The organism is Nocardioides pocheonensis, from assembly GCF_003725535.1.
GTDB lineage: Bacteria > Actinomycetota > Actinomycetes > Propionibacteriales > Nocardioidaceae > Marmoricola > Marmoricola pocheonensis.
The window spans coordinates 109,513-126,189 of the sequence record NZ_RJSF01000040.1; the positions used below are offsets into that span (position 1 = coordinate 109,513).

At 71.4% G+C, this 16,677-nt stretch carries 18 protein-coding genes; 11 read left to right on the forward strand and 7 right to left on the reverse strand.

Translation table 11 applies throughout. The features are described 5' to 3' along the window. Positions 1-49 precede the first annotated feature (49 nt). Positions 50-2,920 (forward strand): preprotein translocase subunit SecA, encoded by a 2,871-nt coding sequence (gene secA, locus EFL26_RS11390; protein WP_123223010.1) that lies wholly within the window; start codon positions 50-52, stop codon positions 2,918-2,920. A 141-nt stretch (positions 2,921-3,061) separates the two neighbouring features. Here secA and EFL26_RS11395 read toward each other — a convergent pair whose 3' ends face one another. Together EFL26_RS11395 and EFL26_RS11400 are read right to left on the reverse strand one after the other, a co-directional pair. After that, on the reverse strand, positions 3,062-3,634 hold the full coding sequence (locus tag EFL26_RS11395) for an Rv3235 family protein (protein ID WP_123223011.1): 573 nt from the start codon (positions 3,632-3,634) through the stop codon (positions 3,062-3,064). Beyond that, positions 3,631-4,164 (reverse strand): LysM peptidoglycan-binding domain-containing protein, encoded by a 534-nt coding sequence (locus EFL26_RS11400; RefSeq protein WP_123223012.1) that lies wholly within the window; start codon positions 4,162-4,164, stop codon positions 3,631-3,633. The genes EFL26_RS11395 and EFL26_RS11400 overlap by 4 nt, the downstream gene beginning before the upstream one ends. A gap of 116 nt (positions 4,165-4,280) precedes the next feature. Here EFL26_RS11400 and EFL26_RS11405 point away from each other — a divergent pair, with 116 nt between their 5' ends. Beyond that, on the forward strand, positions 4,281-4,844 hold the full coding sequence (locus EFL26_RS11405; protein WP_123223013.1) for a hypothetical protein: 564 nt from the start codon (positions 4,281-4,283) through the stop codon (positions 4,842-4,844). Positions 4,845-4,858: 14 nt separating this feature from the next. Here the strand turns inward: EFL26_RS11405 and EFL26_RS11410 are convergent, their stop codons facing one another. Beyond that, a complete protein-coding gene (locus EFL26_RS11410; protein ID WP_123223014.1) occupies positions 4,859-5,083 on the reverse strand; it encodes a helix-turn-helix transcriptional regulator in 225 nt (74 codons plus the stop codon). Positions 5,084-5,180: 97 nt separating this feature from the next. Between EFL26_RS11410 and EFL26_RS11415 the strand changes: the two genes are divergently transcribed. Both EFL26_RS11415 and EFL26_RS11420 read left to right on the forward strand, forming a co-directional pair. Then, entirely contained in the window at positions 5,181-5,876 is a 696-nt protein-coding gene (locus EFL26_RS11415) for a flagellar biosynthesis protein FlgA (protein ID WP_123223015.1), read from the forward strand. Further along, entirely contained in the window at positions 5,873-7,141 is a 1,269-nt protein-coding gene (locus EFL26_RS11420; protein ID WP_123223016.1) for a CpaE/TadZ family protein, read from the forward strand. Before EFL26_RS11415 ends, EFL26_RS11420 begins: the two co-directional genes overlap by 4 nt. 26 nt (positions 7,142-7,167) lie before the next feature. Here the strand turns inward: EFL26_RS11420 and EFL26_RS11425 are convergent, their stop codons facing one another. Then, on the reverse strand, positions 7,168-8,523 hold the full coding sequence (locus EFL26_RS11425; RefSeq protein ID WP_246000156.1) for a hypothetical protein: 1,356 nt from the start codon (positions 8,521-8,523) through the stop codon (positions 7,168-7,170). Continuing rightward, a complete protein-coding gene (locus EFL26_RS11430; RefSeq protein ID WP_123223017.1) occupies positions 8,524-8,952 on the reverse strand; it encodes a hypothetical protein in 429 nt (142 codons plus the stop codon). A gap of 135 nt (positions 8,953-9,087) precedes the next feature. Here EFL26_RS11430 and EFL26_RS11435 point away from each other — a divergent pair, with 135 nt between their 5' ends. From EFL26_RS11435 to EFL26_RS24210, 6 genes are all read left to right on the forward strand, one after another. After that, on the forward strand, positions 9,088-10,512 hold the full coding sequence (locus EFL26_RS11435) for a WS/DGAT/MGAT family O-acyltransferase (protein ID WP_123223018.1): 1,425 nt from the start codon (positions 9,088-9,090) through the stop codon (positions 10,510-10,512). After that, on the forward strand, positions 10,509-10,844 hold the full coding sequence (locus tag EFL26_RS11440; RefSeq protein ID WP_123223019.1) for a DUF6912 family protein: 336 nt from the start codon (positions 10,509-10,511) through the stop codon (positions 10,842-10,844). The genes EFL26_RS11435 and EFL26_RS11440 overlap by 4 nt, the downstream gene beginning before the upstream one ends. Positions 10,845-10,942: 98 nt before the next feature. Then, positions 10,943-11,347, forward strand: a complete 405-nt coding sequence (locus EFL26_RS11445; protein ID WP_148046690.1) for a hypothetical protein — start codon at positions 10,943-10,945, stop codon at positions 11,345-11,347. A 287-nt stretch (positions 11,348-11,634) separates the two neighbouring features. After that, positions 11,635-12,906, forward strand: coding sequence for an HNH endonuclease signature motif containing protein (locus tag EFL26_RS11450; protein ID WP_123223021.1), 1,272 nt, complete (start codon positions 11,635-11,637; stop codon positions 12,904-12,906). Between the two features lie 44 nt (positions 12,907-12,950). After that, positions 12,951-14,579 (forward strand): L-glutamate gamma-semialdehyde dehydrogenase, encoded by a 1,629-nt coding sequence (gene pruA, locus EFL26_RS11455; RefSeq protein WP_123223764.1) that lies wholly within the window; start codon positions 12,951-12,953, stop codon positions 14,577-14,579. 26 nt (positions 14,580-14,605) lie between these two features. After that, the gene (locus EFL26_RS24210) at positions 14,606-14,749 is read left to right on the forward strand and encodes a hypothetical protein (protein WP_183408151.1); all 144 of its coding nucleotides are present in this window, start codon (positions 14,606-14,608) and stop codon (positions 14,747-14,749) included. Positions 14,750-14,764: 15 nt separating this feature from the next. Here EFL26_RS24210 and EFL26_RS11460 read toward each other — a convergent pair whose 3' ends face one another. Continuing rightward, a complete protein-coding gene (locus EFL26_RS11460; protein WP_123223022.1) occupies positions 14,765-15,253 on the reverse strand; it encodes a DUF2505 domain-containing protein in 489 nt (162 codons plus the stop codon). Further along, positions 15,250-15,732, reverse strand: a complete 483-nt coding sequence (locus tag EFL26_RS11465) for a DUF2505 domain-containing protein (protein ID WP_183408152.1) — start codon at positions 15,730-15,732, stop codon at positions 15,250-15,252. The genes EFL26_RS11460 and EFL26_RS11465 overlap by 4 nt, the downstream gene beginning before the upstream one ends. Positions 15,733-15,763: 31 nt before the next feature. Here EFL26_RS11465 and EFL26_RS11470 point away from each other — a divergent pair, with 31 nt between their 5' ends. After that, positions 15,764-16,582, forward strand: a complete 819-nt coding sequence (locus EFL26_RS11470; protein ID WP_123223024.1) for a tryptophan 2,3-dioxygenase — start codon at positions 15,764-15,766, stop codon at positions 16,580-16,582. Positions 16,583-16,677: the final 95 nt, after the last annotated feature.

The following is a 16,677-nucleotide window of genomic DNA, read 5'->3' on the forward strand; positions in this document are numbered from 1 at the left end:
GCGGCTGCATCACCCCTACCGCGGAACCACTTCCTGGGAGTCCCACACCGTGCCTGCCATCCTCGACAAGATCCTTCGCATCGGCGAGGGCAAGATCTTGCGCCAGCTGGAGACCATCGCCAAGGCGGTCAACTCGATCGAGGACGACTTCGTCGCCATGAGCGACGAGGAGCTGCGGGGGATGACCGACGAGTTCCGCAAGCGGTTGGCGGACGGGGAGTCGCTCGACGACCTCATGCCCGAGGCGTTCGCCACCGTCCGCGAGGCGGCCAAGCGGGTCCTGGGCCAGCGGCACTTCGACGTGCAGGTCATGGGTGGCGCGGCGCTGCACCTCGGCAACATCGCCGAGATGAAGACCGGTGAGGGCAAGACGCTGGTCTCGACGCTGCCGTCGTACCTCAACGCGCTCACCGGCCGGGGCGTGCACGTCGTCACCGTGAACGACTACCTGGCGAAGTACCACGCCGAGTGGATGGGCCGCGTGCACCACTTCCTCGGCCTCAGCGTCGGGGTGATCCTCCCGGAGATGTCGCCGGCCGAGCGCCGCGTCGCCTACGGCTGCGACATCACCTACGGCACGAACAACGAGCTCGGCTTCGACTACCTGCGCGACAACATGGCCAACGCGCTCGAGGACTGCGTGCAGCGCGGCCACCACTACGCGATCGTCGACGAGGTCGACTCGATCCTCATCGACGAGGCCCGCACCCCGCTGATCATCTCCGGCCCCACGCAGGACGAGGTGAAGTGGTACGCCGAGTTCGCCAAGGTCGCGACGCAGTTGGCCCGCGACAAGGACTACGAGGTCGACGAGAAGAAGCGCACGATCGCGATCCTGGAGCCCGGCATCACCAAGGTCGAGGACCACCTCGGCATCGAGAACCTCTACGAGTCGGCCAACACGCCGCTGATCTCCTTCCTGAACAACTCCATCAAGGCCAAGGAGCTGTTCCACAAGGACAAGGAGTACGTCGTCCTCGACGGCGAGGTGCTCATCGTCGACGAGCACACCGGGCGCATCCTGGCCGGCCGGCGCTACAACGATGGCCTGCACCAGGCGATCGAGGCCAAGGAGGGCGTGACCGTCCGCGAGGAGTACCAGACGCTCGCGACGATCACGCTCCAGAACTACTTCCGGCTCTACGAGAAGCTCTCCGGCATGACCGGCACGGCGATGACCGAGGCCAGCGAGTTCGACAAGATCTACAAGCTGGGCGTCGTCCCGATCCCGACCAACAAGCCGATGCAGCGCGTCGACCAGCCCGACCTCGTCTACCGCACGGAGGCGGCGAAGTTCAACGCGGTCGTCGAGGACCTCGTCGAGCGCCACCGCATCGGCCAGCCCGTGCTCGTCGGCACCACCTCGGTGGAGAAGTCCGAGCTGCTCTCCGGCCTGCTCAAGCAGCGCGGTGTCCCGCACTCGGTGCTGAACGCCAAGCAGCACGCCGAGGAGGCGAAGGTCGTCGCGCTGGCCGGTCACAAGGGCGCGGTCACGGTCGCGACCAACATGGCCGGTCGAGGCACCGACATCATGCTCGGCGGATCGGTGGAGTTCCTCGCCGACCAGGAGCTGCGCAAGCAGGGCCTCGACCCGGTCGAGGACCAGGATGCGTACGACGCCGCGTGGCCCGCGATGGTCGAGAAGATCACCGCGCAGGTGGCGGCCGAGCACGAGGAGGTCAAGTCCCTCGGCGGGCTGTACGTCCTCGGCACCGAGCGCCACGAGTCGCGCCGCATCGACAACCAGCTGCGCGGTCGTTCCGGCCGTCAGGGAGACCCGGGCGAGTCCCGGTTCTACCTGTCGCTGGAGGACGACCTGCTGCGGCTGTTCAACGCGGCGTTCGTCGAGCGGGTGCTGATCGCGCTGCGCGTGCCCGACGACGTACCGATCGAGAACAAGTCGGTCACCCGCTCGATCCAGTCGGCCCAGGGCCAGGTCGAGAGCCAGAACTTCGAGTCCCGCAAGAACGTCCTGAAGTACGACGACGTGATGAGCCGCCAGCGCGAGGTGATCTACGCCGAGCGTCGCGAGGTGCTCGAGGGAGCCGACCTGCACGAGCAGATCCGGACCATGATCGACGACGCGGTCGCCACCTACGTCGTCGCCGCGACCGAGGGCTTCCCCGAGGAGTGGGACCTCGACGCGCTCTGGACCGCCCTCGGCACGCTGTACCCGATCTCGCTGCGCCACCAGGACCTCGAGGCCGAGGCCGGTGGGCGTGACGGGCTCGACCGCGACGAGCTGCTCGCTGCCCTCCAGGCGGACGCGCAGAAGGCGTACGACGCCCGCGAGGCCGAGGTCGGCGACGAGGTCATGCGCGAGCTCGAGCGTCGCGTGCTGCTCTCCGTGCTCGACCGGAAGTGGCGTGAGCACCTCTACGAGATGGACTACCTGCGCGAGGGCATCGGGCTGCGGGCCTACTCCCAGCGCGACCCGCTCGTGGAGTACCAGCGCGAGGGCTTCGACATGTTCAACGCCATGAAGGAGGGCATCCGCGAGGAGACCGTCGGCTTCCTGTTCAACCTCGAGGTGCAGCTCGAGGAGGAGGCAGAGCCGGAGGCGATCGAGATCCCCGAGGGGATGGAGATCGAGCCCGGGCACGAGGGTCACGCGCACGCCCCGATCCTGCGTCCGATCGGTGGCGCCGAGCCGACGCCGACGGAGCCCGAGGTGCACGCGCCGCTGTTCCGCGCGAAGGGCCTCGACGCTCCCAAGGCGCCCCAGCACCTCACCTACGCAGGCCCGACCGAGCAGGGCGAGGTCGAGCTCCGCGGCAACACCGTCAGCAATGCCGACGACCCCTTCGCGAACGTCGGGCGCAACGACAAGTGCCCGTGCGGCTCCGGCAAGAAGTACAAGATGTGCCACGGCAAGGCGGGCGGCAGCGGGCCGACCGGTCAGGCGGTCCGCGGAGGCTGATCAAGGACGCGTCAGCGGCCTTGATCGATGGTGGTTGAGCAGCGAGTTCGGCTGAGGAACGAAGCCGAAACCGAGCGTGCCGAAACCTGGTGAGATGCGAGCGCGACCCAGCCACGGTCCGCGCCGCTGACGCGTCCTTGATCACCCGAAATCGAGCACGGAGCAGCGCCAGCGTCCTTCGATCCGCTCGATCCGGGCGGCGATGGCGCGCGACCGCTGCCCGTGGCGGACGTGGATGCTCAGCTCGGCGGCGTCGTCGTGGGGGCGGAAGAGGTGCACGCTGCGGACGGTGGCGCGCACCCGCCGCAGTCGCTGGTCGCCCGGCGTGGCGCGCTGCAACGCGTGGCTGCGGTGCATCAGGTCGGTGTAGACATCCTCGGTCGTCCAGCGCATCAGCTGGTGGACTCCCCGGTCGCCACCGATCACCTCGACCACGGCCTGCGCGAACCGTGTGGAGAAGGCGTCGAGCTCGCGGTCGACCCCGGTGACGAGGCGTAGACCCGGTCGGACCGAGGGACCGCGGTCACCGTCGAGGTCGAGCGCGAGCAGGCCCTGCGGCTGGGCGACCGGCATGGTGTCGCCAGCGACGCGGGGCGCCGCGATCCTGCGCACCTCGGCGACGCCGCGGGGGTGCGAGCGTCGCACGGGCGGCTGGGCCTGCGGATGAGCCTGCGGGGGGACGTGCGGTTCGAGGCTCGTGGCGATCGCGGTCATGGTTCCTCCGAGAGAGTGGGCGGACTGGGGAAGACGAGGTGCTGGCCGGGCCGGACCAGGTCGGGGTCGGGGCCGATCGAGCGACGGTTCGCGGCGTACGTCGCGGCGACCGCGCGGGACAGCTCGGGGTCCGTCGCCTCGGGGAGCTGCTCGCGGGCGATCTGCCAGAGCGAGTCGCCCGGCTGGACCACGACGCGGGCCGGACGCCGCGCGGACGGGGGCTCCGCCGCCGCACGGCCCGGCAGCGGCAGGCCGTCGAGCGCTGCACCGAGCGTCCCGGGACCGGTCTGGGACCCCGAGTCGCTGGCCTCCGCAGGTGAGACGCCGGCGAGGAGGGCGACGAACAACCCGAGCAGCCACCAGCGCACGACGGGAGGGCACCCGGTGCGCTCGGCCAGGCGGACCCGGCCCGCAGTGCGGGCCTCGAGGGCGACCGCGGCGACGACGACCACCACCCACGTGGTCGCGAGAGCCAGTGCGGCGAGGGCGCCGCGGGTCAGGGCGGTGTCGAAGTCGGTCCCGAGAGTCATGCGCAATCCTTGCGTTTGCGTTCGTTTACGTTTTGTAGCCCTCGGATGGAGTCGTGGTCAACCACATGTCCACAGATGTGGTTTGACTCGTACCAGCGGCGGGCAAGGATGGGGGCATGCCGCCGGACAACCGCGAGGACGACTCGGTCCTCGGCCTGCTCGAGGACCTGGAGATGCAAGCCGAGGGTCTCCAGCTGGCCGATCGCGCGGTGGAGGTCGGCGAGCTCACCGTCGCCCAGTACGCCGAGGTCGAGCTGGTCGGCCGGCTGCACGCCACGGTCGGGCGGACGGTGCGCGTGGGCACGGTCGGCGGCCTGGACCTGCACGGGCGCCTCACCGGCACCGGCGCGGACTGGATGCTGATCAGCGACGGTCACGGGCGAGCGTCGTTCGTGCGCCTGCCGGCGGTGACACTCGTCGGCGGGCTGGCGCTGGGCACGATGCCGGCCGAGGCGAGGCCGCTCACCTCACGGCTGACCTTCCGCTCAGCACTGCGCGGGCTCGCCGAGGACCGGCGCCCGTGCACGCTCCACCTCGCGGGCGGCCGGGTGCTGCAGGGCAACCTGGTGCGCGTGGGCGCCGACTTCGCCGTCGTACGGCAAGGGGAGACCCACGACCAGCTGACCGTCCCGCTGACGGCGATCGACGTGGTGCAGTCGCAGGCGGTCGACTCGCCGTGACCCGGAGGAGCGGATCAGCCCTCGACGTACGGGTGCTCCTGGACGAACTCCCGCGTCTGGGCGTACGCCCGCTCGATGTAGGCCTCGAGCTCGCTGGCCTCCACCCGCCACTGCCCGCGACCACCGATCTTGATCGCCGGCAGGTCGCCGCGCCGGACGAGCGCGTAGACCTGCGCGCTGGAGGTGTTCAGGATCTCCGCGACGTCGGCGAGCTGGAGGAACCTCGGGGACGCGGCCATGCGCCCCACTCTGCCACCATGCGCGTGCGGGTGCGAAGGGTTGCGCCCGGTGTCTTGTGGATCGCCTCAACAGCACCATCTCGGGAAGGCACTGCCGATGAGCACCATGCGGACCGTTCCGGTCTCGTCCGAAGCCCGTCCCACCAGCCCTCCGGCCGTTCGCGCCCAGACTGCGGGGTGGCGCGACCCGCGCCTGGTGGTCGGCGTGGTGATCGTCGCGGTCTGCGTGCTCGTGGGCGCGCGTGTGCTCGCCGGTGCCGACGACACGGTGGCCGTGTGGAGCCTGCGTCACGACGTGGCGGCGGGCGCGACGCTCGGTGCGGGTGACCTGGTCCCCGTCCGGGTGCACTTCGCCGGTGACGGGGCCGGGCACTACCTGCCCGCGGGCAGCGGGCCTGCGCCGGGAGGCGTGGCCGCGCACGACCTGACCGCAGGAGAGCTGTTGCCGCGGTCGGGGCTGGCGTCCGAGTCGCGTGCGGCGCTCGTGGAGGTCCCGCTCAGCGTGGCGCCTGACGACCTCCCCGCCAGCGTGGGCCGGGGTGCGGTCGTGGACGTCTGGGTGACCCCGAAGGTCGCGGCCGCCGGCGACGAGCGCGTCCGCGCGCGGTTGGCGCTCGACGACGTCGTGGTGCTCGCCGTCCCCGAGAGTGGCGACGGTCTGGCGCCGAGCACGACGCAGCAGGTCATCGTCGGCGTCGACGCGGCGCAGGCCCACGGTCCGGACGCCGAGCTCGCGGACGCGCTCGGACAGCTCGCGGACGGTCGGGTCGTGATCACCCGGCAGGCGTCGTGAACGGGCCGTCGCCCGAGCGCCTGTGCGTCGTGCTGCTGGCCGGGGGAGCGCCTTGGGAGGCGGGAGTGCTCCAGGCACTCGGCGAGGCGCGCATCGTGGTGACCAAGCGGTGCGTCGACGTGCCCGACCTGATGGCCTCGGCCGCGTCCGGGGCCGCGGCCGTCGCGGTGGTCTCCGGTGACCTCCCGCGTCTCGATGCCGAGGCGGTCATGCACCTGCTCCGGTACGACGTGCGCACCCTGGGCGTCTCCGCCGATCCGTCCGCCGGCGAGCGTCTCGCCCGCCTGGGCGTGGTCGAGACGACCGCGCCCGACCCCGCCGCCGTCGTCGCGGCCGTCCTGAGGGTCGCCGCGCGCGACGTCGTGGCGGATCCGGACGGCGACGACGGAAGGGCAACCGGACGGCACCTCGACGAGGGCCGGCCGTCGGCGCGCGGCCGCGTGCTGGCTGTCTGGGGTCCGGCGGGGTCGCCCGGCCGCACCACCGTCGCCGTCGGGCTGGCCGACGCGCTGGCGGCGGCGGGCCGTCCGGTGCTGCTGGTGGACGCCGATCCCTACGGAGGCACGATCGCCCAGCAGCTCGGGGTCCTCGACGAGATCTCCGGCCTGCTCGCGGTGGCCCGGATGGCCAACCTCGGCACGCTGGACGGGGAGGCCCTCGCCCGGGCCTGCCGCCGGGTGGGCGACCGGTTCGACCTGGTCACCGGGCTGCCGCGGGCCGACCGCAGGGTCGAGGTGCGTCCCGACGTGCTCGGCACGGTGCTCGCGACCGCGGCCGACGGGAGCGACGTGGTGGTCGACTGCGGGTTCTGCCTGGAGGACCCCGACGTGCCGCTCGCCCGCGACCGGATGACTCTGGACGCGCTCGCCGCGGCCGACGAGGTAGTCGTGGTCGGCACCGCCGAACCCGCCGGCCTGGCCCGGCTGGCCCGCGGACTGGTCGAGCTGCGCGACGTGGCGGGCGGCGTTCCGCTGCGGGTGGTCGTCAACCGGATGCGGCCCACGCTCGGCTGGAGCGAGCGCGACATCGTCGGGATGATCGAGGGCTACGCCCGGCCGCTCGGCGTGCACTTCCTGCCCGAGGACCGGGCCGCCGTCGATCGTGCACTCGTGGCCGGTCGCGCCCTCTCCGAGCTGGGGGAGTCCCACCTCCGCGCCGCGCTGACCGAGCTGGCGACCGCGCTCGATCCCTCGGCGCCGGTGCTCTCCCGGGCCGCCGCCCGGCCGGCGGGTCGGCGGGGCCTCAGGCGGCGCCTCGCCGGGTAGCGGCGAGCGACCCTCCCCGCCTCGACTCAGGACCCGAAGAGCAGGTACAGACCCGTCGCGGTGTAGGCGACCATGATCAGGAGCAGGCCCAGCTGTCCGACGACCTGGTGCCGCTTCGGCAGCAGCTCGAGGGCGCGGTCGTGGGCCGCGACCACGCCGACGATGTGGCCGCAGACGACGGCGAGCACCTTGATGTCGGCCAGGGCGGTCGGGTGGTAGGAGAGCCAGTAGTTCACCGACCAGTTCGCCGTACCGAGCATGTTCTGGCCCTTGACCATCGGGTCGCTGAGCTGGATGAGGGTCATCTGGCCCTGCTCGACGAAGTAGCTGAGGTAGTGGGCGGTCATGTAGCCGACGATGATCGGGACCACCGAGTGGGCCAGCAGGCGCGGCAGCGCCCGGTGCTCGGGCCCGGTCTCCGGATCGACGCTGGTGGTGCGGGTGGCGATCGTGAAGGACACGCCGATCACGGCGCAGAAGCCGAGGAGAGCCGCGGTGTTCAGCAGCTGCACGTTGCCGTTGAGGTCGTTGACGAACCTCACCCAGCGCGTCGTGTCCTTGTAGGAGTCGAAGGCGGTGGAGCCGAAGAGCACGGCGACGGTCGCGACCAGGCCGGGACCCGGAGGCAGCGTGGCCAGGTTGGCGAGCGGGCTGCGGAAGACCAGGGTGCCGTCGGAGCGCCGGGCCCAGGGCGAGAGCTTGGCGAGGAGGTCGGAGTAGGCCTCGAACGGGTCGGCCATCGACAGCCAGGTGTCACCGAAGACGGCGGCACCGATGAGCATCACGGCGAAGTACGCCGCGAGCCAGGTGCGCACCGGACCGAGGTACGCCGAGTGCGGGTCGACCAGCTCGAGCCAGACGAACGCGAAGAGCCCGATCGCGGCCGGCCAGCGGCCCAGCCACGCCGGGTACGCCGTGACCCCGCGACCCGGGTCGCCACCGGTCGCCTTCGCGAAGAGCAGGTTGAGCGTGCGCACGGGGCTCATCGCCCGGAAGATCCGACCGAACAGCACCGAGGCCGGCACGATCCCGACCCACAGGAGCACGTAGAACGACCCGAAGACGGGGTTGGTGACCAGGTCGGGTCCGGCGACCAGCGCCCACACGAACCAGCCCGTCACCAGCACGCCCAGCAGCCGCAGCAGCCAGGCCCAGGCATCGCTGTCCACGACGCGCGCGATGCCGGCCGGGACGGGCCGCCCCGCGCGCGGACCGGCGGGGTCGGCGTACCGGGGCTTGCGCCACGCGAGGACGAGCACGCAGAACGAGACGATCAGCGCCGCGGTGCCGCCGGCGATGGCCAGCGAGGCGGGCACGGGAAGGTCCTTCGCGCCGCCGAGCCCGTGCATCGGGGCGACGGGGCCGACGATTCCCGGAAGCACCTACTTCACCTCGAGCTGCACGACCTGCTTGCCGAGCTGCTCGATCTCGACCTCGATCACGCCGGGCTGGTCGATCGAGATCTGCACGACGGACTTGCCGGCGGGGTACTCGATCGCCTTGGCGGGGGTGCTGTGCACGTGCAGCTCGCCGTCGGTGTCGGCGTCGATCTGGAACACCACCGGCTGGTCCCGCTTCACCGAGACGCGCGTGCCGCTCGGGGAGACGGTGTCGCCCTTGACGGTCACGGCGATCACCTTGGCGTCGGCGGGTGGTGTCGCCGTCGCCTGGGCCGCCGGCGTCGCGGACAGTGACTCGTCCGCGGACGTGGGCTTCGCGGTGCCGCCGCTGCCGCCGCACCCGGCGAGCAGCACGATCAGCACGGTGAGCAGGGCTGCAGCCGCCTGCGCACGTCGCGAGCGAGACTCCATGCTTCCTCCAGCGAGCAAGACGGGCGGCGCTCGCCACCCGTGCTCTGCCAGAATCCCATGGCGGCGGAGGCGCCCGGGAACCGGGCCCCGTAGGGTCGCCCCACGAGCACGACGACGGGAGAGAGGCCGGCGACGATGACTGAGCGGTTGCGGCCGAGCGACCTGGCGCTCCTGGGCCAGGACACCTCGCGCACGCCGATGCACAGCGCGACGCTCGAGATCTTCGACCCGGCGGAGTCGGGCTTCGACCACGACGCCCTGATGGCGCACATCGAGGACCGGATCACCTTCGTCCCGCGCTACCGCCAGCACCTCCGTCGGGTGCCCGGGCGGCTGGCGAGCCCGGTCTGGGTCGACGACACCGCCTTCGACCTCGCGTACCACGTACGCCGCTCGGCGCTGCCGCGCCCGGGCAACCTCGACCAGCTGCGCGAGCTCACCGCGCGGATCATGTCGCGTCGCCTCGACCCGACTCGCCCGCTGTGGGAGATGTACTTCGTCGAGGGCCTCGAGGGTGGACGCGTGGCGCTGCTCTCGAAGTCCCACCAGATCCTCGTCGACGGCATCTCCACCGTGGACCTCAACCAGGTGCTGCTCGACGTCGACCCCGGTCCGAGGCAGGTCGTGCCCGAGGACTGGCGACCGGCGCCCGAGCCGTCCCCGGCCAGCCTGGTGCTCGACGCCCTGGCCGAGAACGCCCGCAACCCCCGGACGCTCCTGACCACGAGCCGCGGGACCGCCGACGCTGCGCTCCGCACGGCCGGCGACCTCGCCGGCAGGCTGGGCTCGGTGGCCGGCGCCCTCTCGAACCGGCGGGCCACCCCCGACAGCCCGTTCAACTTCGACCCGTCGGAGCAGCGCCGGGTCGTGCTCGTGCGCACGGCGCTCAAGTCCTACCGGCGGGTGAAGCGGGTCCATGGCGGGACGGTCAACGACGTGATCCTCTCCACGCTCACCGGCGCGATCCGGGCCTGGCTGATGACCCGCGGCGAGCCGGTCGGCACCGGCCGCAAGATCAAGGCGCTCGTCCCGATGAGCGTGATCGACGACGAGCTCGAGCCGACCTCGCTGGGCTCGCAGGTGATCGGTCACCGGCTCAGCCTGCCGATCGGCGAGTCCTCGCCGGTGGTGCGGCTCCACCAGGTCTCCTACGCGCTGCGGGCGCACAGCGAGACCGGACGCGCGGTGGCGGCCGACCGGATCGCCGGCGTGGCCGGTTTCGCCCCGACCACCTTCCACGCGCTCGGTGCGCGCGTGGCCGCGGAGGAGGCGCAGGGGGTGAACGTCGTCATCACCAACGTGCCCGGCCCGCAGTTCCCGATGTACCTCGCCGGGGCGGAGATGGTCGAGACCTACCCCGTGCCGCCGCTCCAGCCGGGCTTCGGCGTGGCGATCGGCGTCACGTCGTACGACGGCGGGGTCTACTACGGCATCACCGCCGACCGTGACGCACTGCCGGACATCGACGTGTTCGGCCAGTGTGTGCGCGAGGCCCTCGACGAGCTGGTCGACAGCGCCAGCGACTCGCGGCCGCGGGCGCCCCGGGGTCGCAAGAAGTGAGGGTCTACGTCCCCGCCTCGCTCACGGCGCTGGCCGAGCTCGCCGCCCGTGGTGAGCTCCCTGCCTCGACGGACCGCTTCGTCGCGGCCGACGAGTCCGAAGAGGCCGAGTACGACGCGTTGACCGAGGCCGCCGCCGCGTCGGCGGCCCAGCTCGGCGGCGCCGGCCGGCGTGTGGTCGTCGTCGCCGAGCTGCCCGATCCCGACGGCCCGGTGCCCGTCACGCTGGTCGAGGCCGTGCACGCCGACACCGACGACGTCGACGCCACGGCGCTCGACCTGCCCGACCTCGCCTGGTACGCCGTGCAGGAGATCCCCGACCTGCTGGGGTGAGTGGGCAGGGCGGGCCCACACGATGCGCGTGGGAGCCCGAGAGGGGAGACCCCGAGTCTCGCGTCGTGGCTCCGGCCAAGGGTCAGAGGCGCGCGCAAATGCGCGAGAACGGCGGCACGAACGAACGGCTCCCTCGGATACCGCCGCGCTCCTCTACGTTGTGCCGTGTGCGCGATGCGTTGAATCGACTGATACCCGGTGTCATCTTCGGCGGCGCCGGCGTCGCACTCATCTGGTACGTGGCGAGTTCCTGCTTGCAGTGGAAGCGCACCGGATCAATGCGCGTGAGCGTCAGCCTGAGCTGGTCACCTCTCGGGGAGTGGGCGCCGCTCGCTCGGTTGTTCAGGTCGGCGCTCAGTCAACGCGACGAACCCGCAAAGAGCCGCGAGCTTCGCAGCGCCTCGGCCGTCATCTCGTTCCTCGGCGTGTGTGTGGTGGTTGCGACGGTCCTGCTGATCGTCGGATATCACTACCTGCGCTTTGGCCACGGCTTCGGAAACTGAGATGTGAGGAGCTGTTCCGACTTCGTGGCCTGGACGGAGGATTCAGCGAGCTCTCTCGCTCCCGGCGCGAATCCGCCCGCTGCCCCGGGGCCAGCGCCAGCCCTGTGCACAATAGAACATACAGACGGTTGTGTGCTATGCTGGTCTCAGCTCGTTCGGCCGAGGTGCTCCGTGATCGGTAGCGAAGGTCGAGGGAGCGAGCCTCGCGAAGCGGTGACGTGATAGCACCAGACGTGGTGCCTCCGGCGAGACGACTGGCCTGACGACCTGTCGACCCGGAGCGAGCGATGACCGCACTTCCCGTGCCACGGCACCCGATCCTCGGGTGCCTCGCGGACATCGGCCGTGCGCTCGACGACGTCGCCGGCGCCCAGCCGCTCTACCTGTCGACGGCGGAGAAGGCGGCAGCCCTCCGCGAGCTCGCGGTGCTGGAAGCCAGGATGGCCGGCCTGCGCCTGCGTGTGATGGCGGCAGCGGGCGACGTGGCCGAAGCCGAGGGCGCACGGGACGTCGCGGCCTGGTGGTCCCACCACACCCTGGCCGAGCCCGAGACCGCGCGCGCGGATGCCCGGCTGGCCGCCAGCCTCGACGGTCCTCGCCCGCAGGTCGCGCAAGCGCTCGCAGCGGGCCGTTGCTCGGTCGCGCAGGCGCAGGTGATCGTGCGCTGCCTCGACGAGCTGCCCGACCGGGTCGGGGCCGACGTCGTCGAGCGCGCAGAGGCCACCCTGGTCGGGTACGCCGAGCACTTCCGTCCCATCCAGCTGCGGCGGCTCGGGCGGCACATCCTCGAGGTGGTTGCCCCGGAGGTCGCCGAGGCCGAGGAAGCCCGGCGGTGGGCATCCGAGGAGCGGCACGCCCGCGAGAAGACCCGGATCAGCCTGCGAACCCTGGGGGACGGCACCTCCCGGCTCACCGGTCGCCTGCCGGATGCGGCGGCGAGCCGGCTCAAGACCTACCTGGAGGCGTTCACCTCGCCCCGGGTTTCGGCAGGCTCAACCACCGCGAGCGCCCAGCGCTCTCTTGCCCCGGTCGACCGGGTGCCCTACCCGCGCCGCCTGGGTCAGGCCTTCTGCGCGCTGCTGGAGCATCTGGACCCGGCGACGCTGCCGCACCACGGTGGGGATGCGACCACGGTGATCGTGACGGTCGGGCTCGACCAGCTCCGCGCCGAACTAGCGACCGCCGGCATCCTGGGCGGAGCGGACGAGACGGTCCTCAGCGCCGGCGAGCTCCGCCGCCTCGCGTGCAACGCCCACGTGATCCCGGCCGTGCTCGGCGGGAAGTCCGAGGTGCTCGACCTCGGCCGTGCCCAGCGGCTCTTCAGCGCAGCGCAGCGCAGGGCGATGCGACTGCGCGACCAGGAGTGTCGCGCCGAGGGGTGCAGGGTTCCCGCGACCTGGTGCGAGGCCCACCACGTCAGACCGTGGGCACGGGGCGGTCGCACCGACGTGGCCGACGGCGTGCTGCTCTGCAGCCACCACCATCACCGCGCCCACGACGACCGGTACGCCGCCGACCGCCTCCCCAACGGCGACGTCCGGTTCCGTCGACGCACGTGACGGCGGACTCGATGCGCGCGGAGTTGTCTGACAACATCGCAGCCATGGACGCGATCACCCACACCCCGGCTCCCACCAACGAGCCGAACCTGCACTACGCCCCCGGCAGCCCCGAACGGGACGCCGTCGAGGCCGAGCTCAAGCGTCTCCAGTCCCGCACGATCAACCTGCCCGCCACGATCGGCGGCCGCAGGCGGATGGGCGGCGGGGCGGAGTTCACCGTCGTGCAGCCGCACGACCACGCCTCGGTGCTCGGCGTGTCGAAGCACGCGACCAAGGCCGACGCCGAGGCCGCCGTGCGCGCGGCGGCGAAGGCCGCGCCGGCCTGGCGGGCGCTGCCGTTCGACGAGCGTGCGGCGATCCTGCTGAAGGCCGCCGACCTGCTCGCCGGCCCGTGGCGGGCGCGGCTCAACGCGGCGACGATGCTCGGCCAGTCCAAGACCGTGTGGCAGGCCGAGATCGACAGCGCCTGCGAGCTGATCGACTTCTGGCGGTTCAACGTGCACTACGCGCGGCAGATCCTCGCCGAGCAGCCGATCGCGAACAGCCCCGGTGTCTGGAACCGCACCGACCACCGGCCGCTCGAGGGCTTCGTCTACGCGATCACGCCGTTCAACTTCACCGCGATCGCCGGCAACCTGCCGACCGCGCCCGCCCTCATGGGCAACACCGTGATCTGGAAGCCGTCGCCCACGCAGCAGTTCGCGGCCAGTTTGACCATGCAGCTGCTCGAGGAGGCCGGGATGCCTCCGGGGGTGATCAACATGCTCCCGGGCGACGGCATCGAGGTCTCGCAGGTGCTGCTCAACCACCCCGACCTGGCCGGCATCCACTTCACCGGCTCGACCCCGACCTTCCAGCACCTCTGGCGGGAGGTCGGAGCGAACCTCACGTCGTACCGCTCCTACCCGCGGATCGTGGGGGAGACCGGCGGCAAGGACTTCATCGTCGCCCACCCCTCGGCCGACGTCGACGTGCTGCGGGTGGCGATGATCCGGGGCGCGTTCGAGTTCCAGGGCCAGAAGTGCTCGGCGGCCTCGCGCGCGTACGTGCCCAAGTCGGTGTGGGCGAAGCTGGAGGACCAGCTCGTGGCGGACACCGAGGGTCTCCCGATGGGCCCCGTCACCGACTTCTCGAACTTCATGGGTGCCGTGATCGACCGGCGCGCGTTCGACAAGCACAAGGCCGCGATCGCGCGGGCGAAGCGCTCGCCGAAGGCCACCGTCATCGCCGGGGGACAGGTCGACGACTCGGTGGGCTACTTCGTCCGGCCCACGATCGTGCGGTCGACCGATCCTACCGACGCGATGTTCAAGGACGAGTACTTCGGCCCGATCCTCGCCGTGCACGTGTACGACGACGCGCGCTACGAGCGGGTCGTGGACCAGATGGAGTCGTTCGCGCCGTACGCGTTGACCGGTGCGGTGATCGCCCAGGACCGGCACGCGATCGACTGGGCCTCCGAGCGGCTCCGGTTCGCCGCCGGCAACTTCTACGTCAACGACAAGCCCACCGGCGCGGTCGTCGGCCAGCAGCCGTTCGGCGGCGCCCGCGCGTCGGGCACGAACGACAAGGCCGGAGCGGCGGCGAACCTCATGCGCTGGACGTCACCGCGGTCGATCAAGGAGACCTTCGTGCCACCGACGGACCACCGCTACCCCCACATGGGGTGACGGCCGGGGCTTGCGACAATGAGCCCGTGATCCCCGTGATGCCCGAGCACATGGGCCGGCTGCACCCCTACGAGCAGCTCATCGTGCTCGTGCTCGCGTTCGGCCCGCTGCTGCTGCTCGCCGTCACGATCCGGATCGCGCGGAAGCGCGCGGACCACGAGCCGGACTGAGCAGGACGCAGCCCGCTAGCCCTGCTTCGCCAGCCACTCCCGGCCGACGGTGTGCTCGGCGCGCAGCGCCTTGCCGAGCATGTCGGCGATGAGCCCTTCCACCTTGCCGCCGATGAGGGGGAGCCGGACGGTCACGGTCATGTCGACCTTCTCGGTCACGCCGCCGGCGTCGGGCACGAGCGTCGCGGTCCCGGTCATCTCTCCGGGCTTGCCCGGCACCGTGACGGTGATCTGGCCGTGCGAACCGTCGGTCCAGGCTTCCTTCTGCACCATCACGATGTGCTCGCCCACGATCTTCTGGGCGAAGCCCGGGAGCCGGTCGGTGGCGTGCCCCTGGTCGATGGTGACGTGCACGGTGCCGCCGGTGTCCTCGACGGTGACCGTGCGGTGGGTCACCCGCTGGTAGTCGCAGACCGCCTCGCGGAAGGACTGGTCACTGAGCATCCCGAAGACCTGCTCGACGGTCGCGCCGTCGTACCGGAGATCCTGCTGGACCCGCTTCACCGGCCCTCACCCGCCAACCAGGCCGCGCCGACTGCCTGCTCCTTGTCGAAGCCTTCCTTGGTCAGGTCGACCACGAGCTTCTCCAGCTTGCCGCCGATCAGCGGCACGCTCGCCTTCACCTCGAGGTCGTAGACCAGCACGCTGCCGGTGCCGTTCTCGGAGAGCGTCGCGGTGCCGTGCACGTGGGTCGGCTTGCCGGGAGTCTCGATCTCGTAGCTGGCCTCCTGGCCGCGCCAGACCTGCGTGATGATCACGCGGGTCGACTCGCCGACGATCTTCTTGGCGAAGGACGGTACGCCGGCGGTGCGCTGCTCCTCGTCGATGACGACCCGCACGGTGCCGGCCTCGGTGCCGACCGTCGGGGTCCAGGAGATGACGTCGTTGGCCTTGCCGACCCGGTCCCAGAACAGGGGGTCGCCGATCATGGCGAGCACGTCGGCGGGCGGCGCGTCGTAGGCGAGTTCGTGGCGCAGTCTCATGGGGGTCATCATGCCCGGTACGTTCGGATCCATGAGCGATCCGTCCAGCGACATCCGGTTCGGTGAGCAGGGAGCGCTGCTGACCTACGGCAGCTACCTCCGGCTCGAGCAGCTGCTCGACGCCCAGCACCTCGAGTCCGAGCCGCCTGCCCACGACGAGCTGCTGTTCATCACGATCCACCAGGTCTACGAGCTGTGGTTCCAGCAGCTGCTCCACGAGGCGCAGACGGTGCGGGACGCGCTGATGTCCACCGACGCGGCGAGCGGGGGCCGCGACCTGTGGTTCGCCCGCCACCTGCTCACCCGGATGCACGTGATCGAGCGTGTGCTCGTGCAGCAGATCGATGTGCTGGAGACCATGACGCCGCAGGACTTCCTGCAGTTCCGGCAGCGGCTCGCGCCGGCGAGCGGGTTCCAGTCGGTGCAGTTCCGCGAGCTCGAGTTCCTCTCGGGCGCGAAGGACCCCGGCTACGTGCACCGCTTCAAGGGGCTGAGCGAGCCCGAGAAGGAGCGGCTGGCGCGCCGGCTGGCCGAGCCCACGCTCTGGGACGGCTTCCTCCACGTGCTCGCCGAGGCCGGCCTCGACACCTCCACCGACGAGGCGATCACCGCGTCGCTGCGGAACGTGGCGCACGACCGCTCGGCGTACGCCGACATCTGGGGCCTCGCCGAGGGTCTCCTCCAGCACGACGAGCTCGCGTCCGCCTGGCGGGCCCGGCACGTCGTCATGGTCGAGCGGATGATCGGTGCGAAGACCGGCACCGGCGGGTCGACCGGGGCCGAGTACCTCCGCAGCCGGCTGGACCTGAAGTACTACCCGTTGCTGTGGGGGCTGCGCTCGGCGCTGTGAGCGGCGTCCGTGGCAGGAACCCTCGTCTCGCATCCGAGATCATTCCCGGCGCGTCGCTTGTTGTGAGGCGCCTGTCGGCGGTCCTAGTCTCGAAC

Bases quoted from the DNA above. Each gene is read 5' to 3' on its own strand.
- EFL26_RS11395 (WP_123223011.1), bottom strand. From the start codon at position 3,634: ATGACCGCGATCGCCACGAGCCTCGAACCGCACGTCCCCCCGCAGGCT.
- EFL26_RS11400 (WP_123223012.1), bottom strand. From the start codon at position 4,164: ATGACTCTCGGGACCGACTTCGACACCGCCCTGACCCGCGGCGCCCTC.
- EFL26_RS11405 (WP_123223013.1), top strand. From the start codon at position 4,281: ATGCCGCCGGACAACCGCGAGGACGACTCGGTCCTCGGCCTGCTCGAG.
- EFL26_RS11410 (WP_123223014.1), bottom strand. From the start codon at position 5,083: ATGGCCGCGTCCCCGAGGTTCCTCCAGCTCGCCGACGTCGCGGAGATC.
- EFL26_RS11415 (WP_123223015.1), top strand. From the start codon at position 5,181: ATGAGCACCATGCGGACCGTTCCGGTCTCGTCCGAAGCCCGTCCCACC.
- EFL26_RS11430 (WP_123223017.1), bottom strand. From the start codon at position 8,952: ATGGAGTCTCGCTCGCGACGTGCGCAGGCGGCTGCAGCCCTGCTCACC.
- EFL26_RS11435 (WP_123223018.1), top strand. From the start codon at position 9,088: ATGACTGAGCGGTTGCGGCCGAGCGACCTGGCGCTCCTGGGCCAGGAC.
- EFL26_RS11445 (WP_148046690.1), top strand. From the start codon at position 10,943: ATGCGCGAGAACGGCGGCACGAACGAACGGCTCCCTCGGATACCGCCG.
- EFL26_RS11450 (WP_123223021.1), top strand. From the start codon at position 11,635: ATGACCGCACTTCCCGTGCCACGGCACCCGATCCTCGGGTGCCTCGCG.
- pruA (WP_123223764.1), top strand. From the start codon at position 12,951: ATGGACGCGATCACCCACACCCCGGCTCCCACCAACGAGCCGAACCTG.
- EFL26_RS11465 (WP_183408152.1), bottom strand. From the start codon at position 15,732: ATGAGACTGCGCCACGAACTCGCCTACGACGCGCCGCCCGCCGACGTG.
- EFL26_RS11470 (WP_123223024.1), top strand. From the start codon at position 15,764: ATGAGCGATCCGTCCAGCGACATCCGGTTCGGTGAGCAGGGAGCGCTG.